This is a genomic window from Streptomyces sp. NBC_01235, assembly GCF_035989285.1.
Taxonomy (GTDB): domain Bacteria; phylum Actinomycetota; class Actinomycetes; order Streptomycetales; family Streptomycetaceae; genus Streptomyces.
Genome location: NZ_CP108513.1, coordinates 5,132,979 through 5,154,369 on the forward strand (window position 1 = coordinate 5,132,979; position 21,391 = coordinate 5,154,369).

The 21,391-nt window shown below is 70.9% G+C and carries 22 protein-coding genes; 11 read left to right on the forward strand and 11 right to left on the reverse strand.

Features of this window, described 5'->3' with window-relative positions:
* The first annotated feature begins 144 nt into the window (after nucleotides 1-144).
* Nucleotides 145-2,175: an MFS transporter gene (locus tag OG289_RS22605; protein WP_327315857.1), complete on the forward strand. Its 2,031-nt coding sequence runs from the start codon at nucleotides 145-147 to the stop codon at nucleotides 2,173-2,175.
* 28 nt (nucleotides 2,176-2,203) lie between these two features.
* On the opposite strand, the gene OG289_RS22610 is transcribed toward OG289_RS22605, so the two are convergent.
* Complete coding sequence (locus OG289_RS22610; RefSeq protein WP_327315858.1) at nucleotides 2,204-3,808, reverse strand: SCO2525 family SAM-dependent methyltransferase; 1,605 nt, start codon at nucleotides 3,806-3,808, stop codon at nucleotides 2,204-2,206.
* A gap of 188 nt (nucleotides 3,809-3,996) precedes the next feature.
* Between OG289_RS22610 and OG289_RS22615 the strand changes: the two genes are divergently transcribed.
* Nucleotides 3,997-4,122, forward strand: a complete 126-nt coding sequence (locus OG289_RS22615) for a hypothetical protein (RefSeq protein WP_327315859.1) — start codon at nucleotides 3,997-3,999, stop codon at nucleotides 4,120-4,122.
* Nucleotides 4,123-4,186: 64 nt separating this feature from the next.
* Here the strand turns inward: OG289_RS22615 and OG289_RS22620 are convergent, their stop codons facing one another.
* Nucleotides 4,187-5,029, reverse strand: a complete 843-nt coding sequence (locus OG289_RS22620) for a hypothetical protein (protein WP_327315860.1) — start codon at nucleotides 5,027-5,029, stop codon at nucleotides 4,187-4,189.
* An 80-nt stretch (nucleotides 5,030-5,109) separates the two neighbouring features.
* On the opposite strand from OG289_RS22620, the gene OG289_RS22625 reads away from it, so the two are divergent.
* Both OG289_RS22625 and OG289_RS22630 read left to right on the forward strand, forming a co-directional pair.
* Nucleotides 5,110-5,895: an SDR family oxidoreductase gene (locus OG289_RS22625; RefSeq protein ID WP_327315861.1), complete on the forward strand. Its 786-nt coding sequence runs from the start codon at nucleotides 5,110-5,112 to the stop codon at nucleotides 5,893-5,895.
* 137 nt (nucleotides 5,896-6,032) lie between these two features.
* Nucleotides 6,033-7,592 (forward strand): sodium:solute symporter family protein, encoded by a 1,560-nt coding sequence (locus tag OG289_RS22630; protein WP_327315862.1) that lies wholly within the window; start codon nucleotides 6,033-6,035, stop codon nucleotides 7,590-7,592.
* A gap of 64 nt (nucleotides 7,593-7,656) precedes the next feature.
* Here OG289_RS22630 and OG289_RS22635 read toward each other — a convergent pair whose 3' ends face one another.
* On the reverse strand, nucleotides 7,657-8,775 hold the full coding sequence (locus OG289_RS22635; protein ID WP_327315863.1) for an ADP-ribosylglycohydrolase family protein: 1,119 nt from the start codon (nucleotides 8,773-8,775) through the stop codon (nucleotides 7,657-7,659).
* A 129-nt stretch (nucleotides 8,776-8,904) separates the two neighbouring features.
* Here OG289_RS22635 and OG289_RS22640 point away from each other — a divergent pair, with 129 nt between their 5' ends.
* Nucleotides 8,905-9,426 carry a DUF2165 domain-containing protein gene (locus OG289_RS22640; RefSeq protein ID WP_327315864.1) on the forward strand — a complete coding sequence of 174 codons (522 nt, stop codon included), beginning with the start codon at nucleotides 8,905-8,907 and terminating at the stop codon, nucleotides 9,424-9,426.
* A gap of 21 nt (nucleotides 9,427-9,447) precedes the next feature.
* On the opposite strand, the gene OG289_RS22645 is transcribed toward OG289_RS22640, so the two are convergent.
* A complete protein-coding gene (locus OG289_RS22645; protein ID WP_442818937.1) occupies nucleotides 9,448-10,032 on the reverse strand; it encodes a hypothetical protein in 585 nt (194 codons plus the stop codon).
* 77 nt (nucleotides 10,033-10,109) lie between these two features.
* On the reverse strand, nucleotides 10,110-12,713 hold the full coding sequence (locus OG289_RS22650) for a bifunctional FO biosynthesis protein CofGH (protein ID WP_327315866.1): 2,604 nt from the start codon (nucleotides 12,711-12,713) through the stop codon (nucleotides 10,110-10,112).
* 112 nt (nucleotides 12,714-12,825) lie between these two features.
* On the opposite strand from OG289_RS22650, the gene OG289_RS22655 reads away from it, so the two are divergent.
* Entirely contained in the window at nucleotides 12,826-13,491 is a 666-nt protein-coding gene (locus OG289_RS22655; RefSeq protein WP_327315867.1) for a hypothetical protein, read from the forward strand.
* Nucleotides 13,492-13,507: 16 nt separating this feature from the next.
* On the opposite strand, the gene OG289_RS22660 is transcribed toward OG289_RS22655, so the two are convergent.
* Nucleotides 13,508-14,353 (reverse strand): LLM class F420-dependent oxidoreductase, encoded by an 846-nt coding sequence (locus OG289_RS22660; RefSeq protein WP_327315868.1) that lies wholly within the window; start codon nucleotides 14,351-14,353, stop codon nucleotides 13,508-13,510.
* Between OG289_RS22660 and OG289_RS22665 the strand changes: the two genes are divergently transcribed.
* From OG289_RS22665 to OG289_RS22680, 4 genes are all read left to right on the forward strand, one after another.
* Nucleotides 14,325-14,693, forward strand: coding sequence for a hypothetical protein (locus OG289_RS22665; RefSeq protein WP_327315869.1), 369 nt, complete (start codon nucleotides 14,325-14,327; stop codon nucleotides 14,691-14,693). The genes OG289_RS22660 and OG289_RS22665 overlap by 29 nt on opposite strands.
* 24 nt (nucleotides 14,694-14,717) lie before the next feature.
* On the forward strand, nucleotides 14,718-16,889 hold the full coding sequence (locus OG289_RS22670) for an FG-GAP-like repeat-containing protein (RefSeq protein WP_327315870.1): 2,172 nt from the start codon (nucleotides 14,718-14,720) through the stop codon (nucleotides 16,887-16,889).
* A 144-nt stretch (nucleotides 16,890-17,033) separates the two neighbouring features.
* Entirely contained in the window at nucleotides 17,034-17,552 is a 519-nt protein-coding gene (locus OG289_RS22675; protein WP_327315871.1) for a DUF5753 domain-containing protein, read from the forward strand.
* Nucleotides 17,553-17,562: 10 nt separating this feature from the next.
* Nucleotides 17,563-17,745 carry a DUF397 domain-containing protein gene (locus OG289_RS22680; RefSeq protein WP_327315872.1) on the forward strand — a complete coding sequence of 61 codons (183 nt, stop codon included), beginning with the start codon at nucleotides 17,563-17,565 and terminating at the stop codon, nucleotides 17,743-17,745.
* On the opposite strand, the gene OG289_RS22685 is transcribed toward OG289_RS22680, so the two are convergent.
* From OG289_RS22685 to OG289_RS22705, 4 genes are all read right to left on the reverse strand, one after another.
* Nucleotides 17,732-18,202, reverse strand: coding sequence for a protease inhibitor I42 family protein (locus OG289_RS22685; protein WP_327315873.1), 471 nt, complete (start codon nucleotides 18,200-18,202; stop codon nucleotides 17,732-17,734). The genes OG289_RS22680 and OG289_RS22685 overlap by 14 nt on opposite strands.
* 3 nt (nucleotides 18,203-18,205) lie before the next feature.
* Nucleotides 18,206-18,694, reverse strand: a complete 489-nt coding sequence (locus OG289_RS22690) for a protease inhibitor I42 family protein (RefSeq protein ID WP_327315875.1) — start codon at nucleotides 18,692-18,694, stop codon at nucleotides 18,206-18,208.
* Between the two features lie 195 nt (nucleotides 18,695-18,889).
* Nucleotides 18,890-19,642 (reverse strand): ALF repeat-containing protein, encoded by a 753-nt coding sequence (locus OG289_RS22700; protein ID WP_442818938.1) that lies wholly within the window; start codon nucleotides 19,640-19,642, stop codon nucleotides 18,890-18,892.
* 222 nt (nucleotides 19,643-19,864) lie between these two features.
* Entirely contained in the window at nucleotides 19,865-20,302 is a 438-nt protein-coding gene (locus tag OG289_RS22705; RefSeq protein ID WP_442818939.1) for an endonuclease/exonuclease/phosphatase family protein, read from the reverse strand.
* A 39-nt stretch (nucleotides 20,303-20,341) separates the two neighbouring features.
* On the opposite strand from OG289_RS22705, the gene OG289_RS22710 reads away from it, so the two are divergent.
* Nucleotides 20,342-20,737: a nitroreductase/quinone reductase family protein gene (locus tag OG289_RS22710; protein ID WP_327315876.1), complete on the forward strand. Its 396-nt coding sequence runs from the start codon at nucleotides 20,342-20,344 to the stop codon at nucleotides 20,735-20,737.
* A 40-nt stretch (nucleotides 20,738-20,777) separates the two neighbouring features.
* Here OG289_RS22710 and OG289_RS22715 read toward each other — a convergent pair whose 3' ends face one another.
* Nucleotides 20,778-21,329: a DUF3455 domain-containing protein gene (locus OG289_RS22715; protein ID WP_327315877.1), complete on the reverse strand. Its 552-nt coding sequence runs from the start codon at nucleotides 21,327-21,329 to the stop codon at nucleotides 20,778-20,780.
* Nucleotides 21,330-21,391: the final 62 nt, after the last annotated feature.

A 21,391-nucleotide genomic window follows, 5' to 3' on the forward strand; every position in this document is an offset into this window, starting at 1 on the left:
CACCCCGTCGGGCAGCCGCCCGGCGGGGTGCGTGCTAGCGTCGCGAAACGGGACAGGTCGCCGGTCGCAAGAGGCGCAGCCGTGAAGCGGACGCGAACGGGAAGCGGCCGAGAGCAGAAGACGGGACACGGGGAGTGCCTTCAGGTGGCCACTGCGGAGCCGACACGCGCCGACGACACCGGTCCGGGCTCGGACGCCGGCTCGCGAGCCAGAGTGCCCGCACCCCAGTCGGGCAACCACGACCGTGACCCGGCCACAGAACGGTCCACTGAACGGGCCGCACAACGGGACGCGCAACGGGCCGCACGACCGGCGGCGGACCCGGTGGTAGGGGTCGAGCAGGGGCCCGTCCCGGACGGTACGGCGTCAGGCGGCCGCCCGGACTCCCCGCGTGGGACGTCCCGCGTGAGATCCGTCCTCGAGCCGCTGGGCGGGTGGCTGCGCCGGCACCTCGTGCTGTCCGTGATGGCACTGTCCGGCGCCCTGCACCTCGTCTGGTTCTTCACCTTCGCGAACAGTGGCGGCGACCTCGCGGCGCAGGACGCGTGGGCCGAGTTCGTCGGCCGGCACCCCGACTCCGCGTACAACCTCGCCTGGTACGGCGGCATGCACCCGGTGTCGTACAGCATGGTGTCGCCGTATCTGATGTCCGTGCTCGGCGTCCGGACGACGATGATGATCGCCGGAACGCTCTCGGCGGGCCTGCTCACCCTCGTCCTGCTGCGCTGCCTCCCCCACTCTCGGCTTCGCTCGAGCGGGGGGACCCCCATGGTGACGAACCCGGTGTGGCCGGCGCTGGCCGGCGTCTTCGCCCTGCTCTGCAACGCCGCTTCCGGGCGGGTGACGTTCGGGCTCGGCAACATGTTCGCGCTGGGCGCGGTCGCCGTCGTGTTCTGCTGGCCGCACCGCTGGCGCTACAAGCGGTGGGCGAAGGCGCTGTGCGCCGCGCCGCTCGCCGCGCTCGCCACGATGGGCTCGCCGGTGGCGGGCCTCTTCGTGGGCATCGTCGCCGCCGCGCTGTTCCTTCAGAAGCGGCGCCCGGGCGCGTGGGCCCTCGGTCTCGCGCCGACGGCCGTCGTCGCCGTCTCCGCGTGGCTGTTCCCGTTCTCCGGCACCCAGCCGATGTCCTTCGGCTCGGCGGCCCTGCCGCTGCTGTTCTCGGCGGTCGTCTTCGCGGTCGTCCCGCACGACTGGAAGACCGTGCGGATCACGGCGGCCGTGTACGGGCTCGGGGTGCTGGGGGTGTGGCTGATCAGTTCGCAGATCGGCTCCAACATCACGCGCCTCGCGATGCTGGTCTCGGGCGTGGTGCTGATGGCGGCGCTGCCGTTCGCCGTGCCGCGCAGCCGCAAGTGGTACGTGATCGTCCTGTCGTCCCTGCTGTTCGTGGGCTGGATCGGCTTCAAGTCGGTGGACGACGTCGTGCGGACGACCCCGGCGGCCTCCTGGGCGCGTGAGCTGGCACCGCTCGTCAACGAGTTGCAGGAGGTCGGCGCGGAGAAGGGGCGGGTGGAGGTCGTCCCGGCCCGCTCGCACCGGGAGGCGTCCGCGCTCGCGCCGTACGTCAACCTCGCCCGGGGCTGGAACCGGCAGGCCGACATGGAGCGCAACCCGCTCTTCTACGACGACACCCTGAACTCCGCGAACTACCACGAGTGGCTCCAGCGGTGGGCCGTGCACTTCGTCGTCGTCCCCAAGGAGGCGCTGGACGGGGACGGGGGCGAGCGGGAGCGGGAGCTGGTGCACCGGGGGCTGCCGTATCTGGAGCAGATCTGGGGCGACGCCAACTGGCAGCTGTTCAAGGTCACCGACCCGGCGTCGCTCGCCGAGCCGAACGCGGTGGTGCAGCGGGCCGAGCAGGGCGAGATGACGATCGATGTGAAGAAGGCCGGGCGGATCCTGATCCGGATCCCGTACTCGCCGTGGCTGAGCATCGTCGACGCCCAGGGCAAGAGCCTGAAGCCGCCGCAGGAGACGGACGCGTCCAAGGACCGGGCCGAGGGGGAGCCGAAGACGTACGACAACGTCAACGGGTGCCTGTTCGAGACGGAGGAGGACGCGGAGGGCGACAAGTGGACGGTCCTGCTCGCCCCGAAGGCGGGGACGTACCGGCTGGCGGCCCCGTATCAGCTGCCCCGGGGCACGCCGTGCCCCGACGAGCTGAAGCAGCCGTGATCAGCGGAGCCCGCAGGTCCGCAACGGCTCACTCGTTCCGATGGCCGCAGACCAGAAGCATTCCGGTGTAACCGTCACGCACGAGGCCTCCGGCCCGCCGTAGGGGGTACACCTTCATGTCCCGGGTGAAGTCACGGAGCGTCGCCTCGACCTCGGTTTCACCGATGTCGCAAGCCGGAAAATCGACGTCGCCCACGCGATATCCGGCAGAGTTCGCCATGAATGCGGCGGCGAAGGGAGCCCCTGGCCTGAGGCAACCCATGAAACAGCTCACGCCGCGCCGGAACTCTTCAATCGATGCAGTGATGGATTCGGCGACGAAGAACATCGTGCCCAGATCCCAGCGGCCAGGGTGATCGCCGAGGTCGAAGAGATCGCCCTGCTCGACCTGCGCGGCCTTTCTGAGGCGCTCCCGGGGCGCGACGCCGAGTCGAGCGTATCCCTGCTCCCGACACAGGACGTCCCAGAACTGATCCCAGTGCGGGTCGTAGTGGTCGCACTGGCCGCGAAGGTAGTTCAGATTCCGGCGGGACCGCTCGAGGAGCGTGATGTTCTCGGTCCAGGGCAGCATGGCGAGGGCGGGATAGAGATTGCCACCGGCGCCGACATCAATACCGGCATACCCCCTGCCATCACCCTGAAAATGATCACTGAAGTGATCACGCACTTGGGAAATGATCTCTTCGTCGTCAGGCTGCATATACAGGTAGTTGCGGCTCACATACTCATGGGGATCGAATCCCTCCCAGGGCGCGTCGGCATTCAGGACCCTGTCCGCCCTGGAGCCGCTTCCCCAAGACCGCGCCGGCACGGCCAAGGACTCGGACCGGACTTTCGCGACGCCGGCCCGCACCGCGTGGTCGAGGGGGTCCTTGGGGTCTTGTTCCCGGCGTTCCTCGGTGAGTTGCCGTACCTGACGCCGCAGTACCTTGATCTCTTGTCGTAGCTGCCGCAACTGTTCCCGCTGGGCCTCGAGAAGGGCGTCGGACTCCTTGGCGTACTCCGCGGCCGCGGACAGTTGTTTCCGGGCCGCGGCCGCCTCTGTGGTGGCCTCCTCGGCTCGTCGCTCTTCTCTTTGGACGAGTTCAAGAAGCCAGTTGACGTGTCGAAGGAGGTGGGGCCTGGTGTCTTCGGCGCCGTGGACGCAACCGTGGAGGGTTCCCACCCGGGCTCGGAGATCTTCGACCTGTCCTTGGAGGTAGAGGTAGTCGACGCTGCTGGGTTCTGCGAGGGCTCCACCGTCCACAGGTGCCGCGGGAAGCCCGTCGGTGTCAGTGGTGCCGACGAGAACCGGGCCCCGGCGCCGTACCGGGGGGCGGGGAGGCTGTGCCTCGTCCAGCAAGGTCCGCCACCGGCCATCGACGCATGGCTCGCCGGCCCACGAGCTCCACAGCCTGACCACGGCCATCAGATGGTCGCTGCTGCTGGGATCCGGTGTGCTCGCCCTGTCCCACTCGTCGGGCAGCCACTCCGCAAGGCGCCTGTCCAGGTTCGCACCGGGGACGTCGGCCTTCCGCGCGGTCTCACGGCGCGAATACTTCTTCCCCTCCTGCCTGTTGTACGCGGCTTTGGCTCTTGCTTCCAGGGCCCGCAGTGCGTCGTACAACTCGCGAGCCTTGGGCGGCTTGCCCATCCCTGCCCCCGCTTTCCTCGTGCCCGTCATGCCAAGCCGCCCGCCCCGGGCACGGCGGGCACGCCCCTGACAAGGAGCGTAGAGAAACTTTGCCCTCAGTGCCCGCCTTATCGGACATCACCCACTGCCACCCGGGACGGTCGTTCTGCCCGGCCGCTCAGGCCGACGACCACCAAGGGGAGGCACCCATGGACAGGACCACGTTCACCCGCAGGCTCGGCCGTGCCGCGCTCTTCAGCCTGGTACGCGGCGCGGCCTGGGCAGCGGGCTCCGCGCTCGTGGCGGGCATCGCGTGGTGGGCGCGGAACCGGTAACCCGCCGCGACGGGCGTGGGGCCCTGAACCGCTTCGGGCCCCACGCCCGTCGCGGCGAGACGACTCACCGCAACTGGTCCACGTACCGGTCCGTGCCCGGCACCGTCGGGACGAACGGCGCCACCAGCTCCACACCGGCGCCCAGCCCGGACTCCCCCACGGCCTGCTCCAGTCCGGTGAAGTGCTGGTCCCAGCACTCCCTCGGGTCCACCTCCAGGAACCACAGCAGCGTCAGGCGGGTGTCGACGCCCTCGACCTGCTTGACGTAGGTCATGCGGTCGCCGGGGAGGGGCGTCGGGCGGAAGACCGTGACCATGGCGGTCGGGGAGCCGGCGAGGCGCTCGGGGAGGTGGCGGGTGCGCAGCCACTCCAGCAGGCCGACGCGCTGCTCGGGGGTCTCGGTGTCGATGACCTCCACCACCAGCCCGGCGTACGGGTGGTCCAGCGCGTGATAGTCGCGGGGCCCCGCCGCCCCGTCCCGGTAGACGGTCGTCTCGTGGTCCTGGAACGCGGTGAAGACGTGGGTGCGGTCCTGGTAGACGCGGGCGTCCCGGTTGAGGCGCTTGTTGATGGCGACCGTCCACTTCATGTGGTCGTCGTAGCGGCCGTCGGTGATCCAGTAGGTGGAGAGGTAGCAGCCGGCGGTGACGGGCTGGGCGATCGCCGACTTCTCCGGGTGGCGCAGCAGTTGGAGGTCGCGGGTCGCCACCCACCTGCGGCCCGCGTACATCCAGGGCATCGCCATCGCGCCGGCGTAGTAGTGGTCGTCCTCGTACCAGCGGTTGTAGGCGTACTCGTGGCCGGGGTGCGGTTCGACCATGGTGATCAGGGCGTGGCCGGGACGGACTCCGTACGGGCCTACGGCGGCCAGTTCGGCGTACGTCTCGCTGCGGGTCTCCTCGCTCACGTTCCTCCCCTTCCGTCCTCCTGCGGTCGCCCATACTCTGACGCTCCGTCAGATAATGTGCCAGAGCCGGGAGGTACCCGATGTCACTGCTCGCGGGCAAGACCGTCGTCGTCTCGGGAGTCGGCGCCGGGCTCGGGCACCAGGTCGCCGCCGCGGTCGTACGGGACGGCGGGAACGCCGTGCTGGGGGCGCGGACCGAGGCGAACCTCGCCAAGAGCGCGGCCGAGATCGACCCGAAGGGGGCGCGCACGGCGTACCGGGTCACCGACATCACCGACGAGGGGAGTTGCGAGGCGCTGGCGGGGCTGGCGCGGGAGCGCTTCGGCGGGATCGACGCCGTGGTGCAGGTGGCGGCCTGGGACTCCTACTTCGGCGGGGTCGAGGAAGCCGACTTCACGACCTGGCGGTCGGTGATCGACGTGAACCTGCTGGGCAGTCTGAGGATGACGCGGGCGTGCCTGCCGGCGCTGAAGGCGAGGGGCGGGGCGGTGGTGTTCATCGGGACGCAGTCCGCCGTCGCCGCGCCCTCACAGGTGCGGCAGGCTGCGTACGCGGCCTCCAAGGGGGCGCTGACCAGCGCCATGTACTCCCTCGCGCGGGAGCTGGGCCCGCACCGGATCCGGGTCAACTCCGTGCTGCCGGGGTGGATGTGGGGGCCGCCGGTGCAGGCCTACGTGCAGTTCACCGCGCACACGGAGGGGGTCGCCGAGGAGGAGGTGCTGGGACGGCTCACCGGGCGGATGGCGCTGCCCGAACTCGCCACGGACGGCGATGTGGCCGACGCGGCGGTGTTCCTGGCGTCGGACCGGGCGCGGGCGATCACGGGACAGTCGTTGCTGGTCAACGCCGGGGAGCTGATGCGGTGAGTTCACGTAGGTGAACACGGACCACCATGCCGAATAGCTTTACCTCCCTTTGACCCTACGGTTACTTGTCGCGTTCATGCGAGAGCGCCCACGATGAGCGCCGGGCTGAACGCGGGCTGAACCATGGGAGGGCGCACATGAACGGGCTCGACTGGGCCGTGCTCATCGGCTACTTCGGCGTGATGGTCGCCATCGGCGTCTGGTCGCACAAACGGGTGGACGACGTCAGCGACTTCTTCACCGCCGGCGGCAAGATGCCCTGGTGGCTGTCCGGCATCTCGCACCACATGTCGGGCTACAGCGCGGTGATGTTCACCGGGTACGCGGGCATCGCCTACACCTACGGCGTCACCTCCTTCGTCACCTGGTCATTCCCCATCGCCCTCGGCATCGCGATCGGCTCCAAGCTGTTCGCGCCCCGCATCAACCGGCTCCGCTCGCGGCTCCATGTGGCCTCCCCGCTGGAGTACCTGAAGAACCGCTACGACCTCAAGACGCAGCAGGCGCTCGCCTGGTCCGGGATGCTGCTGAAGATCGTGGACGTGGGCGCGAAGTGGGCGGCCATCGCGACCCTGTTGTCCGTCTTCACCGGGATGTCCCTCAACCAGGGCATCCTCATCACCGGCGCGATCACCGCCGTCTACTGCACCATCGGCGGGCTGTGGGCGGACGCGCTGACCGAACTCGGCCAGTTCGTCATCCAGTTGCTGGCCGGCATCGCGATGTTCGTCGCCGTCGTGCTGAAGCTGAACGACAAGGGCATCGGCTTCCTCGGCGCCTGGGACGAGCCGGCTCTCCAGGGCCACGACAAGCCCCTGGTCGCCCAGTACGGCACGGTGTTCCTGCTCGCGTTCCTCTTCATCAAGCTCTTCGAGTACAACGGCGGCATGCTCAACCAGGCCCAGCGGTACATGGCCACGGCCGGCCCCAAGGAGGCCGAGCGCTCCGCGCGGCTGTCGGCGGTGCTGTGGCTGGTGTGGCCGCTGGTGCTGTTCTTCCCGATGTGGATGTCGCCCCTGCTGGTGACGTCGAACAAGCCGGACGGCTCCGACTCCTACGCCCTGATGACCGAACAGCTCCTGCCGCACGGCCTGTTGGGCCTGGTCATCGTCGGCTTCTTCTCCCACACGATGGCCATGTGCTCCTCCGACGCCAACGCCATCGCCGCCGTCTTCACCCGGGACTGCGCGCCCGTGATCTGGGCCAGGGCGCGTCAGTGGAACCAGCGGTCGGGGCTGATCGCGGCGCGCGTGACGACCGTCGTCTTCCTCGGGCTGTCCATGGCGGCGGCCACGCAGGTCAACTCGCCCGCCTTCAAGGACATCATCACCGTCGTCATCAAGTGGGTGGCCGGACTGATGGGCCCGATGGCGATCCCGATGATGCTGGGCCTGCTGCGCCCGTTCCGCCGCTCCGGCCCGACGGCCGCGCTGACGAGCTGGTCGATGGGCCTGCTGGCCTTCTGGCTGGTCAACTACCCGATCAACTGGAACGTCGACGGCGGAGTCCCGCTCCAGTACCAGGTGTCGATCCCGCTGGCCGTGTCGCTGGTTCTGTACATCCTCATCGGCTTCCTGAAGCCGGAGGACACCCCGGAACGGCTCGCGATCATCGAGCGGATCAACGGGAACGGGGACTCCTCGGGCGCGACGGCCGCCGTCCCCGGCCCCCGGGACGCGGTGCCGGTGAAGGACTAACCACCCCTCACGACCAGCCGCCCCTCACGACCACGCGCGCCACGCGACCACGCGCCCCACACGACTACGCGCCCCTCGGATACCGGGCCAGCCACCCCGGCGACGCGCCCGCGGGGTTGTGGAGGGCCGGGCCCTGGGTCATCTCCATGGCGAAGTCGTCGGCCAGTTCCAGGATCGTGGGACGGCCCTCCAGTTCGGCCAGCCAGGCCGGCGGGAGGGCCGTCTCGCCGTGCAGGGCGCCGAGGAGGCCCCCGGCGACGGCGGCGGTCGGCGCCGAGGGGGCGCCGTGGTTCACGGCGAGCCGCAGCCCGTGCCGGACGTCCTCCGCGACGAGCGCGCAGTACACGGCACCCGACAGCACCGCTTCCGCGGTCCCCTCCCCCGCGAGCTCCTCCACCCTCCCCGGCCCCGGCAGCCCCTGCCGTACGGCGCCCAGCGCGCGCTGCAACGCCTCCGACACCGGCTCGTGTCCCGGCCTCGCGGCCAGCAGGGCGAGCGCCCGCTGCACCGCGCCGTCGAGACTCTCGCCCCGGGCCAGCGCGTGCACGGTGACGGCGTACGCGCCCGCCGAGAGGTACGCCGTCGGGTGGCCGTGGGTCTGGGCCGCGCACTCGACGGCGAGCTGCGCGACGAGCTGCGGCTCCCAGCCGACCAACAGTCCGAAGGGCACCGACCGGGGGACGGCCTCCGGTCCGGCCGCGCCGGGGCTCTTGGGCGAGTCGAGCGTCCCCATCACCTCGTCACCGAGCCCGAGCAGCAGAGTCCGGGTCGGATCACGCCGGGCGTACAGCCACTCCTCGTGCGCGAGCCAGCCGTCGTCCTTGCGGCGCAGGTCGGGCCCCCAGTCGCGCTGGGTGGCGGCCCAGCGCAGATACGCCCGGTGCAGATCGGTCGGCGGATGCCAGGCGCCGATGTCGCGCCGGACCTGCGCGCGGATGAGGCCGTCCACGGTGAACAGGGTCAGCTGGGTGAGATGCGTGACCGCGCCGCGCCGCCCGTAGGCGGGAACCAGGTCGACGACCCCTTCCGGCCCGTGCCCCTGCCGGATCTCCTCGAACCCCAGCCCGTCGACGGGCGCCCCGAGCGCGTCCCCCACCGCCGTGCCCAGCAGCGTGCCACGCACCCGGCTGCGGAAGTCCTGCTGTTCGGCACGGCCCCAGACGGGCCCGGCAGTCGCACCCACCAAGTCCTCCCGGGCACCGTCCGTACGTACGACGTTCGTCACTGTAATCGAACATCGTCCTGTTCCCGGCCTGTGCACGGGCTGTCCGGTGGAGGGGTGATGGAGACCTGGTGGGGTAAGGACACCGGCATGACCACCCCCACCTCACGTATCTCACACGCCACGCGTGTGCTGCCTCTTGCCGCGACCCTTCTCACCGGGACGGTCGCGCTCTACACGCTTCTCGTCGCCTTCGGAAACATCACCGATTTCGGTACGAACCAGCAGTTCGTGCGTCATGTGCTGGCGATGGACACGACGTTCAAGGACGACGACCTGATGTGGCGGGCGGTGACGAGCAAGGGGCTGCAGGACGCCGCCTATGTCGCGATCATCGCGTGGGAGACCGTCGCCGGGCTGGTGCTGGCCGCCGGGACCTGGTTCTGGGCGCGGCGGGACCTCATACGCGGTCGTGCGCTGTCCACGTACGGGCTGCTCATGCTCATGCTGCTGTTCGGCGCCGGGTTCATCGCGATCGGCGGGGAGTGGTTCGCGATGTGGCAGTCGGAGAACTGGAACGGGCTGGAGGCGGCGACCCGGGCGTTCCTGTTCAGCGGTGTCGTGCTGCTCGTCAACCACCTGCCGACGGGACGGGACGACTCCCAGGCGTGATCCCTTGGGCCCCGGGGACTCCTATTCGACGACCCTGACCTTCGTCCCCGTCTCACCAAAGGCCCACAGGGCCGTTCCGTCCGCCTTCGGCATCCGGATGCCGCCGGTCTTCGTGCCGGCGGCTGCCGGGGGCGGGGAGGAGCCGTCGACCGCGTTGGAGAAGGCGATGTTGACGCCGGACGTGGCGGAGAAGTAGATGACGTGCTCGATCGCCACGCCGTCGGAGCCGGTGACGGCGTCCCTGCGCAGCGACACCGTGTAGCTGCCGACGACCGGGGCCACCGTGCCCGGCCAGACCGTGAAGGTGCGGCGGGCGGTGTCGTCCGCGTCGACCAGCCAGACCCGGTGCTGTCCCAGGGAGTAGACGATCCGGCGGCCGGTGCCCGAACTGGCGGGCACCTCGGCCGTGTTCGGGGTGGCCGACGGTTTCGGCGAGGCCGCGGGGCGCGTGCCCGCGGACGCCGAGGCGCTCGGGCGGCTCGCCGACGCCGTCGGGTGCGGGCCGTTCTCGGCCTGCGTCGTCAGGACGACGACCGCGGCGATCGCGCCGACCGTCAGGCCGGTGACCCAGGCCCAGGAGGGAAGCCGTCGGGCAGGCACGGGCACGCATCTCCTCAGCTACGGGACCCCTCGGTCAGGAGGGGTCCGATCATCGTACTGTGGGGATCCTGTCGGGCTGTCCCTCAGTCGAGCACCGGCAGCAGTTCCGGCAGGTGGCCGTCGGACGCCGACGCCGCGCGCTGCCGCTCCTGCGGCACCTCGCCGTACAGCGTCGTGCGAGGCCGGGCCGGGCGGCCCGCCGCGTCCGCGACGGCGATCAGGTCCTTGACGGACTTGTAGGAGCCGTAGGAGGAGCCCGCCATACGGGAGATCGTCTCCTCCATCAGCGTGCCGCCCAGGTCGTTCGCCCCCGAGCGGAGCATCTCCGCCGCGCCCTCCGTGCCCAGCTTCACCCAGCTGGTCTGGATGTTGGGGATGTGCGGGTGCAGGAGGAGACGGGCCATCGCCGTGACCGCCCGGTTGTCCCGCATGGTCGGGCCGGGGCGGGAGATGCCCGCCAGGTACACCGGCGCGTTCGTGTGGATGAAGGGGAGCGTGACGAACTCCGTGAAGCCGCCCGTCCGTTGCTGGATGCGCGCCAGGGTCCGCAGGTGGCCGAGCCAGTGCCGCGGCTGGTCGACGTGGCCGTACATCATCGTCGAGGACGACCGGATCCCGACCTCGTGCGCCGTCGTGACGACCTCGATCCAGGTCGCCGTCGGCAGCTTGCCCTTGGTGAGGACCCAGCGGACCTCGTCGTCGAGGATCTCGGCCGCCGTGCCGGGGATGGAGTCGAGTCCCGCCTCCTTCGCCGCCGTCAGCCACTCGCGGATGGACATGCCGGTGCGGGTCGCGCCGTTGACCACCTCCATCGGCGAGAACGCGTGCACGTGCATGCCGGGGACCCGTTCCTTCACCGCCTTGGCGATGTCGAAGTACGCCGTGCCGGGCAGGTCCGGGTGGATGCCGCCCTGCATGCAGACCTCCACCGCGCCCAGTTCCCAGGCCTGTTGGGCGCGGTCGGCGACCTGGTCGAGGGAGAGCGTGTACGCGTCGGCGTCGGTGCGGCGCTGAGCGAAGGCGCAGAAACGGCAGCCCGTGTAGCAGACGTTGGTGAAGTTGATGTTCCGCGTGACGATGTAGGTGACGTCGTCGCCGACGGCCGAGCGGCGGACGTCGTCCGCGATGCCCGTGAGGGCGTCCAGCGCCGGGCCGTCCGCGTGGAGCAGGGCGAGGGCCTCGGCGTCGGTGAGCTTCGTGGGGTCGTCGGCGGCGGTGCGCAGGGCCTGGCGTACGTCGGTGTCGATGCGCTCCGGCGCCATGCCGGGGGCGGCGGCCTCGCGCAGGGCGGCCCAGTCGCCGTACACCTCGTCGAAGTCGTCGCGCCGGTCGGACGTCCGGCCGTCCGTGTCGATGGTGCGGTGCAGGTCCGTACGGCCAAAGGAGACGAACACCTCCTCCGGCTCCTGCCACGGGCGGCCCTCGACGACGGCGTCCGGCACGGCCAGTCCCGTCTGCGGGTCGGCCAGCGCGCGGACGTGCGGGAGCAGCCGCGGGTCCAGCCAGGGCTCGCCGCGCCGCACGAACTCCGGGTACACGCAGAGACGTTCCCGCAGCTCGAAGCCGGCCGCCGCGGACTTCTCGGCGAGCTCCTCGATCTGCGGCCAGGGGCGCTCGGGGTTGACGTGGTCGATGGTCAGCGGGGAGACCCCGCCCCAGTCGTCGATCCCGGCGCCGATGAGGCGTTCGTACTCGCTGTCGACCAGGTTGGGCGGGGCCTGGAGGCAGGCGCCCGGCCCCATGAGGAGGCGGGCCACGGCGACCGTGGCGACGAGCTCGTCGAGTTCCGCGTCCGGCATGCCGCGCATCGCGGTGTCCGGCTTGGCGCGGAAGTTCTGGATGATCAGCTCCTGGATGCCGTGGTAGGCACGGGAGACCCTGCGCAGCGCGAACAGGGACTCGGCGCGCTCCTCGTACGTCTCGCCGATGCCGATCAGGAGCCCGGAGGTGAAGGGGACGGAGGAGCGGCCGGCGTCCTCCAGGACCCGCAGGCGGACGGCGGGCTCCTTGTCCGGGGAGCCGTGGTGCGGGCCGCCGGGCTCCGACCAGAGGCGGGTGGCCGTCGTCTCCAGCATCATGCCCATCGAGGGGGCGACGGGCTTCAGGCGCTGGAAGTCGGTCCAGGACATGACTCCCGGGTTGAGGTGCGGGAGCAGCCCCGTCTCCTCCAGGATGCGGATGGAGATGGCGCGGACGTAGGCGATGGTGTCGTCGTACCCGTGCGCGTCGAGCCACTCCCTGGCCTCCGGCCAGCGCTCCTCGGGCTTGTCGCCGAGGGTGATGAGGGCTTCCTTGCAGCCGAGGGCGGCGCCACGACGGGCGATGTCGAGCACCTCGTCGGGGGACATGAACATCCCGTGCCCGGCCCGGCGCAGCTTGCCGGGGACGGTCACGAACGTGCAGTAGTGGCACTTGTCCCGGCACAGGCGGGTGAGGGGGATGAAGACGCTCTTGGAGTAGGTGATGACGCCGGGCCGGCCGGCCTCCGCCAGACCGGCGTCCCGCACCCGGGCGGCGGACGCGGCGAGGTCCTTCAGCGCCTGGCCGCGCGCCTGGAGCAACACGGCCGCCTCGCCGACGTCGAGGGCGACGCCGTCACGAGCCCGTTTGAGAGCGCGACGCATGGAGTTCTCGGTGGGGCCGGGGGTCGGGCCAGAGCCGGTTCCGGAGGTCGCGGAAGTCGTCATCCATTGAGCATACGATCACGTTTTCCAAGCGTGAGGCCTGAGTACGCGTACCCACCCCCCGTACGCAGCCGCGCCGATGCCCCGCGCACCCCGGCCGACCTACGGTTCCGGCATGCCCGAGGAGAGCACCACCGACCCCGCCCCGACCCGCACCACCGCCGCGCAGGCCGTCGGCATCGGCTGCGCGGCGATCGTCGCCGTACCGCTGCTCCTCGTCCTCGCCTTGGTCGTCTGGATCGCCGTGGTGACGAAGGACGCCTCGGACTTCCCCCGCGTCGCGCCCGAGGAGATGGCGAGCCGCGCGGTCGAGCGCTCCCAGGAGGCGTACGACGTCCTGGGGTTCACGCGCACCATCAGGCCCGGTGTCGAGAAGGTGGGCGTCTCGCCCGAGAACACCCTCGGCTCGGACTCCTGCTACCGGGGCGGTCTGACGGACGAGGCGGTCGACGGCGCCTACCGCATGCACCACAGCTGGGCCCTCGACCACGTCCCCGCCGAGCAGGCGAGCGCCGGCCTGCGCCGGCTGCGCGAGCATCTCGAGGACACCGGCTGGGACATCACCTCGTACCGGGAGAACGTGTCCGGCGACTACTGGGACCTGTACGCCTCGCGCTCGGACGGGAAGGAGCGGATGTCGTTCCAGTGGTTCGAGGACCGCGGCTACTTCACCGGCGGCGCCTCCACGCCCTGCGCCGTGGACCCCGAATGGCGGCAGGGCGACGACGAGCCCGCAGAAGACGGACTGACGCCGCCCGACTTCGGGCCGTCGGCGCACTAGGGGTCGGGTCTGCGCACTAGAGGTAGGGCGCGAACCCGTCGAGCAGGCCCAGCACCTCCGCCTCGCCGGCCGGCGGCAGCTGCACCACGACCTCCTCGATGCCGAGCTCCGCGTAGTGGGCGAGCTTGCCGGGGGACGGGTGGACGGCGTACGGCACGACCTGGAGGGCGGACGGCTCCCGGCCGGCGTCCGCCCAGGCCGCGCGCAGGGCCGGGAGGGACTCGGAGAGGCCGCGGCCGCCGATCGGCAGCCAGCCGTCGGCGTACTCGCAGATGTGCGAGAACAGCTTCGGGCCCGCGGCTCCGCCGACGAGGGTGCGGGGGCCGGTGACCGGGCCGCGCGGCTTCTGCACGGGCTTGGGGTAAGCCGTGCTGGCGCGCACGCTGCCGTACTCGCCCTCGTACGCGGTCGGCTCCTCCGCCCACAGGGCCTGCATCAGCCGCATCCGGTCCCGGACCAGTTCGCGGCGCGTGCGCCACTGGACGCCGTGGTCGGCGGCCTCCTCCACGTTCCAGCCGTAGCCGAGGCCGAGGGTGAGCCGGCCGCCGGAGAGATGGTCGACGGTCGCGATCTGCTTGGCCAGGTCGATCGGGTCGTGCTGGGCGACGAGGGTGATGCCGGTGCCGAGACCCAGCGTCTGCGTCACCGCCGCCGCCTGGCCGAGGGCGACGAAGGGGTCGAGGGTGCGGCCGTACTCGCGGGGCAGGTCGCCGCCGGCGGGGTAGGGGGTGGTCCGCTCGACCGGGATGTGCGTGTGCTCGGGCAGGTAGAGCCCGGCGAAGCCGCGCTGCTCCAGCTCACGGGCGAGGCGGGTGGGGGTGATCGTCTCGTCGGTGAGGAAGATCGTGACGGCGATGCGCATGGGCGGGCCTTTCGCTGCGTACGGCTCTTTCGACGGCGTCGTCGCGGGTGACGTCCTCATCTGTACCGGGAGACGGAGCGGGTGTCCATACCGACCGGTCGGCATTGGGGCCGACGGCCGCGCCGAGTCGAGCAAGATCTCCCTCTCAAAGGTCGGCCTCGACACCCCGGTGACCATCCGCCTGGAACCTGAGGGGGCCGAGGGTCTTGCGAACGGAGCGTCCGTGCCGGCGATTCCAGAGCGAGTCGGCTGCTTGACGACATCCGGTCCTGACGATCATTCAGTTCTGTACAACCCGCCGGAAGTCCCGAGGGTCATAGCTTCCAAGACGACGAAATGACTCCTCGTCCACCAGGGGGCTGACATGACCACCCGCACGATCAGGCACACCTCGCTCACGATCGGGACCGCCGTCGCGCTGGCGATCGGCGGTCTGGGTCTCTCCCCGGGGCCCGCGGCGGCCTCGCCGGGTGCGCCGCGAGTGGCCGACGACGAGACAGTGTTCCCGCTCGGCACCCAGGGCGGCCTCAATGCCTACATCGAGACCCTCGCACTGGGCGGCGGGAAGCTCAGCGTGCTGGGGACGGCAGACCCCGAGTCCTACCGGGGGCTCTGGGAGTTCGACCTCCCGGCCGTCGGCACCCCGCAGCCGGGGCCCCGCCGGCTCGCTGCCCAAGGGGTCTGGGCGAACTACCCGTGCGAGGGCGTCGACCCCGCGGAGTACACGTGCAGCGGGTTCTACTCCAAACTGTGGGCACTCGGCGACGGCCGGGTCGCCTACATGACCCCCCACGGGGGCCAGGAGGCCCTCGGCGGCGGGGCGCCCGAGAGCCAGACCGGACTCGGCCCGTTCTCCTGGGAGTCCCCGGACCACGTGGTCGCGGCCGGCGGTTCGTACGTCGCTGTCAACGACGACGACGTGCAGCGCATCGGCTCCTTCGACCCGGCCGTGCCCTACCCGGGGCAGGTCCACACCCGGTCGGTCACCGCGGTGTCCATCTGGGGCACGAAGCTCTGGAAGCCGGGCAGCACCGCCGGCACGGTCAACTCCTACGACCTGGTCACCAAGGCGAACTCGGCGAACGTGGCGCTCGGCTCCGGCTGCGTCCCCGACGACCTGCAGGCGGTCGGGCAGTGGCTGTACTGGCGCTGCTCCGCGTCGGACAAGGCCGGGGTGTGGGACCACAGCACCGGCAAGAACATCCCCGTCCCCGGTGCACGGCCCGCCAAGGTCGGCGACGGCTATCTGGTCCAGCAGTCCGAGGACGGGCGGACGGTGACGCTCACCGACTTCCACCTCGGCGGGGGCCACCCGGCCGCCACCACCCCCTTCTTCACGGTCCCCCAGGGGACGTCGATCAACAACCTGACCGCCGACCGGTACGGCGGCCACGTGGCCTACACCGACAACGAGCAGATGATCCACATCCGGCCGGTGACGGTGCCGCGGTCGCGGATCAGCCTGTTCGACTGGCGCACGGACTCCACAGTGGACCTGCGCAAGGCGAGCGACCCCCTGTGGGAGGGCACCTGGCGGCTCACCCGCCCGCCCGCCTCCTGGAAGCTCACCATCAAGGACGCGTACGGCGCCACCGTCCGCACCCTCACCGGCAGTTCCCACGAAGGCGCCGCCGTCCGTGCCTCCTGGGACGGCAAGGACGACGCGGGCGAGAAGGCGGTGAGCGGCCGCTACCACTGGACCATGACCGTGGACCCGGGCGACGGCGGCGCTGTCCGCACCCTCCCCACCGGGAGCTTCCTGCTTTCCGGTGGCCGGTCCGCCTTCCGCGACGCCGACACCGACGGCTACGGCGAGCTGTACACGATGACCAGCGGCGGCCTGCTGGAGGCCCACCGGTTCTCCGACGGCGCGCTGACCACCTCCCACGGCTGGTCGGGATGGGACCCGCGCACCCGCTTCATCCCCGTCGGCGACATGACCGGCGACAACTGCTCCGACATGATCAGCAGGACCACCGACGGCAAGCTCTACCGGCAGTCCGGCGGCTGCATCGGCAACTTCCTGCCCGACGCCGAGCGCACGCTGGTCGGCTCCGGCTGGGGCGGCTTCGACACCGTCGTCGCGGCCGACGACTTCACCGGTGACCACCGCCCCGACCTGCTGGCCCGCCAGGCCGCGACCGGCGATCTCTACCTGTACAGGACCAACGCCCAGGGCCTTGTGGACCCGGGGGTACGCGTCGGCACCGGATGGAAGGGCTACACCGTCGTCGGCGCGGCCGACGTGACCGGCGACGGCATCGGCGACCTCATCGCGCGGGACGCCGGCGGCGAGCTGTGGCGCTACGACGGCAACGGCACGGGCGGCTTCAAGCCGCGGACACTGGTGTTCCAGGACTGGGGCGCCGGCCGCAACGCGATCATCGCGGTCGGCGACGTGACCGGCGACGGTTTCCCCGACCTCGTCTCCCGAACGACCGACGGCAAGCTGCTGCGGAACAAGGGCTGGGGCGACGGCACGTTCAGCGCCACCTACACCCTCGCCACCGGCTGGACGTATCCCGCGCTGTTCTGAGGCGGCGCGGCAGCCGGTGGGAATGACCGCTGGTGGCGGTGGCCACGCGGGGTGGTTCGGGCGCGCGGCGGATCCTCGTCATCCGGTGTCGTTCTTCACTCGGTGAGGAAGGGAGCGAGCTGTGCGGGGGGAACGATCGTTCCCATGACGTCTGCACGGCTCCCTCTCCCCAACGCCCACGTCAGGCTCCTCGCCGGATGTGCCGACAACGGGCGGCCCGTCATCCCCGCGCCCACCTCGCCCGAGATCGAGCACCGCGTTTCACACCGAGTGAAGCGGCAGGGCGTGTTGTACGGGACGAACCCCACTCCGTACCGGACCGTCATGCATGAAGCAGCCCTGCACATGGGGGTCGGTGGTCGAAGCGTGGCGCGCGCCCAGTTGCAACATCTGCTCGACATGGGCGAACTGGAACACATCAGCGTCCGCGTACTGCCCTTCGGCGTCGGCGCGTTCCCGGGGTCGGGCCAGTCCATCAACTACCTCTACGGCCCCGTAGCGCAACTCGACACCGCGCAACTCGACCAGTTCCACGGCCCTCTTCTTCTCGATGCCGAGGCCCACCTGCAGAAGTACCGAAACCTCCTCGACATCGTGGAGGCCACCGCACTCAGCCCCGAGAAGTCGCTCGACCTGATCCACTCCGTTGCCCAGAACCTGTGAAGGAGCCGGCATGTCCCCACACGCCTGGCAGAAGTCGTCCTACTGCCAAGAAGGCGACGCCTGCGTCCACATATCCGCCGACCCCGACCCCAAGGCGATCCGCCTCATCGAATCCGCCGACCCCGCCCAAACCGTCCTCACCACCACCCCCACCGCCTTCGCCGCCCTGCTCGACGCCCTCAGCGCACCGTGACCTCGTAGAGGAAGTACGCGGGCTCGTCGTCCGGCTCCGTCGTACCGGTGGCCGTGGGGACCGGGGGCGATGTCGCCTCCGCCTGCGCGGCGCTGTGGCACCTGGCCATCGGACAGTGCAGGAGCTTCACCGTCGTCGTGCCGGAGGCGACCGCCGTGAAGTCGAAGTACTGCGTGCCGTCGCCGCTGCCGGTGACACCCGGCTTGCCGCCCTCGAACTCCTCCCGCCTGCCTCCATAGCGGAGCACCTTCGTGTCGGGGCGCGGGTCGGACAGGTACCAGTTCTGGCCCAGGTTGGGATTGGCCGGGACGGACAGGGTGAACTCCTCGCCCGCGTCCACGGTGATCGTCCGCTCATCCGTCTCGTACTCGGGGGGACCGAACATGCCACAGCCGGTCAGCACAAAGGGGAGCAGTGCCCCGACAGCCAGGCGGCGGCCCGCCCTCTCTCGCTTCACGTCTCAGCCGACCGTCACCGTGTACGTGACCCGCTCCGGCTCGGGCGGGGTGGAGGGGGAGGACGAGGCCGTCGACGGGGCCGCGGAGGCGCCACCGCCGCCGCAGGCCTTGGCGTCGGCCGTGGGGAACGTGCAGTGCAGCAGCACGATCCGCGTGCTGCCCTTGCCCGTGGCCTCGAAGGTGAAGACGAGGGTGCCGTCGCCGCCGACCGTCTTCCCGTCGTCGGCCGACTCGTAGCGCCGGTCGCTGTTGCGGACCACCGAGCCGTCCGGCTTGGGGTCGACCAGGTACCAGTGCTGGCGGGTGGACGCGTTCTCCGGCACGGAGAGCGTGAAGCGCTCGCCAACCTCGGCGGTGATGCCGGTGTCCTGCGTCGGGTGGCTGGTGGGCTCGTTCACGTCCTCGTCGGAGCCCGACGCGCAGCCCGTCACGAACATGGGCACGATTGCGCAGAGCGCCGTTGCGGCGACGCCCGCAGCCCTTCTCGACATGGCCATCGACTCCCCCGTTTCGATCTTGACCGCCGGGAGGCTAACACGCGGCCGGCAGGGCTCCGTCCAGGGACCACATGCCTCGCACACGCCCCGCACACCAGCCGCGCTCATGAGTGCGGCCGCGGCTGCTGTGCGGTTCTGGCTTCGGCCGCGGATCCAGGCGTGCCGTCCGGACAGAGGCCCAGCCGCGTCCTAGCCGTCCACCTCGTACTGCCCGACCTCCAGGAAGTACCGCAGCTCCTCCGGCGTACCGTCGATGGCCTGTTCGGCGGCCGCGCGGAGGGCGTCGCTGATGGTCGGGTCGGCCAGGATGCGGGCGACGGCGACACGGTCGTCCTCGGCCCGGGCGAGGCGGTAGCCGGTCTCCAGGAAGGCGCGCAGGGCCTCCGGGGTGTTGGTCTCAAGGGCCTTGGTGGCCTCCCGGACGACCGCCTTGCCGGAATTCTTGTCTCCCAGGATGCGGAAGATGGCGACGCGGTCGTCCTCCGCCCGGGCGAGGCGGTAGCCGGTCTCCAGGAAGGCGCGCAGGGCCTCCGGGGTGTTGGTCTCAAGGGCCTTGGTGGCCTCCCGGACGACCGCCTTGCCGGAATTCTTGTCTCCCAGGATGCGGACGATGGCGACGCGGTCGTCCTCCGCCTGGGCGAGGCGGTAGCCGGTCTTCAGGAAGGCGCGCATGTCCTCCACGGTGCCGTCGAGGGCCGCGTTGGCCTCCCGGACGACCCTCTTGCCGCTGTCCTCGTCCGCCAGGATGCGCGCGATCGCGACACGGAGGTCGTCCTCCGACATCTCGTCCACCGGCGTATCGGTCGTCGCCGTTGCGGCCGTCGCCGTTGTGCTCGCCGCCGTTGTGGTCGTCGAGTCGGTGGCGAACGCCGGGGTGGTGAAGAGGAGGGCCGGCGCCAGGGCGGTGGCCGCGACGAGCAGGGTAACTCGGTGCTGTCTCATGGGTGTTGCCTCCGTGGTCTGACAGTCGGCGCGAAGATCCTCGCCGTTGTGGGCCATCGGATTCTGTCCGAAGTGGGCAGTGTTCCTCGACAGGTTTTTTGCCGTGCGCATACCCGGTCGGTCACCAACCCGACTGTTCAACTCCCTGCGGGAAACGGGTAGTTACGTGGGAGGTAATCGCGCGGGCCTGTCGGCGCCGCCCAGAATGGCGGCCTCACCGCGTCAGCAGGACGCGGGTTCCCAACAGGGAGGGACAGTCGTGTCGTCAGTCACGCCCACTGCCACCGCCGCGTGGTCCGAGGGCCAGACCCCGTCCACGGGGCCGTGGCCCGCCCGGCGGATGTGGCGTACGTGGCCCTCGCCCGCCGGGCCGGGCAGGCCCACGTGGATGTGGTCGATGCGGGCGGCGGGTTCCAACAGGCGGGCCGCGTACGGGTTCTCGGGGGTCCACGTGGCGCCGGGGACGGTCGGGTCGGCGTAGTCCCAGGCGTCGAACAGGACCAGGCCGGGGACGGCCGGCGCGGTCCTCGTGCCGCCGAAGAGGCGCACCTCGTCCGAGTCCGGCCAGGCGTTGAAGTCGCCGGTGACGACGGGCGGGAAGGGGGGGCCGTCGCGGTGCAGCCACCCGCTCTCGTCACGCCGACGGCGTTCGGGGAACATGGAAGCAACAGCGCCTCGTGCGAAGGAGCCCCACGGACGATGTCCCGCCCCGCCGACCTCCGTTTCCGCGCGACCACCGCCTTCCAGCGGTACGTCGCCAACCCGCTCACACGCCGACTGCCGTTCCACACGCTCCTGGAGACCACCGGCCGCGTCTCCGGCCTGCCCCGGCGCACCCCGCTGGGCGGCCGCCGGGTCGGCGACACCTTCTGGCTGGTCTCGGAGTTCGGTGAGCGGTCGCAGTACGTCCGCAACATCCAGGCCGATCCGCGGGTGCGGGTGCGGCTCGGTGGGCGGTGGCACTCCGGTACGGCCCACCTCATGCCCGACGACGACCCCGTCGCCCGCCTGCGCACCCTGCCCCGGGGCAACAGCGCGGCCGTACGGACACTGGGCACGCAGCTGCTCACGGTGCGGGTGGATCTGACGGACTGACGGGGCCGTCCCCCATGGCCCCTCGGTCAGCCGACCAGGCTCACTTGGCGGGCCTGTAGAAGGCGTACGTCGCGGAGTACGGGACGCCGACCTGGTCGGTGCCGGTGCAGGCCGTGGCGGGGGCGACGCCGCCGGCCGTGTCGAGGCGCTGGATGTAGGTGACGTCGGCGAAGACCCCGGTGCCACGGGTGGCAGTGGCCTTCAGCAGGAGCTCGGGGATGGTGCCGGTCTTGGGCGAGGCGACGGCGACGGCGGCGTTGACGGCGCTGCCGTCCACCGTGGACACCCAGACCGGGCCGCGGGAGTGCAGGGCGACGGGACGGTGGGCGCGGTCTCTCTTGTAGGACAGGGTGGCGGCGGGCTCCAGGAGCTTCCAGGCGCCGTCGGTGCAGGTGTAGGTCTGGACGCCCTTGGCGTCGAAGACGCTGGTGAGCCGGTTGCCGTCGGGCACCTTGAGGGCGGCGGGCGCGTCGACGTGGGTGGGGGCCGACTGGGCGGGCGCGGCGTTGCCGGCCGTCGTGCTCAGCAGGGTGCCGGCGGTCGCGACGGCGAGGGCCGTGGTGGTGAGGGCGAGACGTTTGGCGAGCTTCATCGGGTGGTCTCCGAACGATTCCGTACGATTTCCGAGCGTGTTCACGGGCGGGGCCGGACGGC

Excerpts from the sequence above, each read along its gene's own strand:
- OG289_RS22610 (WP_327315858.1), bottom strand. The coding sequence starts at position 3,808 with ATGGGCAAGCCGCCCAAGGCTCGCGAGTTGTACGACGCACTGCGGGCC.
- OG289_RS22615 (WP_327315859.1), top strand. The coding sequence starts at position 3,997 with ATGGACAGGACCACGTTCACCCGCAGGCTCGGCCGTGCCGCGCTCTTC.
- OG289_RS22625 (WP_327315861.1), top strand. The coding sequence starts at position 5,110 with ATGTCACTGCTCGCGGGCAAGACCGTCGTCGTCTCGGGAGTCGGCGCC.
- OG289_RS22630 (WP_327315862.1), top strand. The coding sequence starts at position 6,033 with ATGAACGGGCTCGACTGGGCCGTGCTCATCGGCTACTTCGGCGTGATG.
- OG289_RS22640 (WP_327315864.1), top strand. The coding sequence starts at position 8,905 with ATGACCACCCCCACCTCACGTATCTCACACGCCACGCGTGTGCTGCCT.
- OG289_RS22650 (WP_327315866.1), bottom strand. The coding sequence starts at position 12,713 with ATGACGACTTCCGCGACCTCCGGAACCGGCTCTGGCCCGACCCCCGGC.
- OG289_RS22655 (WP_327315867.1), top strand. The coding sequence starts at position 12,826 with ATGCCCGAGGAGAGCACCACCGACCCCGCCCCGACCCGCACCACCGCC.
- OG289_RS22660 (WP_327315868.1), bottom strand. The coding sequence starts at position 14,353 with ATGCGCATCGCCGTCACGATCTTCCTCACCGACGAGACGATCACCCCC.
- OG289_RS22670 (WP_327315870.1), top strand. The coding sequence starts at position 14,718 with ATGACCACCCGCACGATCAGGCACACCTCGCTCACGATCGGGACCGCC.
- OG289_RS22675 (WP_327315871.1), top strand. The coding sequence starts at position 17,034 with ATGACGTCTGCACGGCTCCCTCTCCCCAACGCCCACGTCAGGCTCCTC.
- OG289_RS22680 (WP_327315872.1), top strand. The coding sequence starts at position 17,563 with ATGTCCCCACACGCCTGGCAGAAGTCGTCCTACTGCCAAGAAGGCGAC.
- OG289_RS22690 (WP_327315875.1), bottom strand. The coding sequence starts at position 18,694 with ATGTCGAGAAGGGCTGCGGGCGTCGCCGCAACGGCGCTCTGCGCAATC.
- OG289_RS22700 (WP_442818938.1), bottom strand. The coding sequence starts at position 19,642 with ATGAGACAGCACCGAGTTACCCTGCTCGTCGCGGCCACCGCCCTGGCG.
- OG289_RS22705 (WP_442818939.1), bottom strand. The coding sequence starts at position 20,302 with ATGTTCCCCGAACGCCGTCGGCGTGACGAGAGCGGGTGGCTGCACCGC.
- OG289_RS22710 (WP_327315876.1), top strand. The coding sequence starts at position 20,342 with ATGTCCCGCCCCGCCGACCTCCGTTTCCGCGCGACCACCGCCTTCCAG.
- OG289_RS22715 (WP_327315877.1), bottom strand. The coding sequence starts at position 21,329 with ATGAAGCTCGCCAAACGTCTCGCCCTCACCACCACGGCCCTCGCCGTC.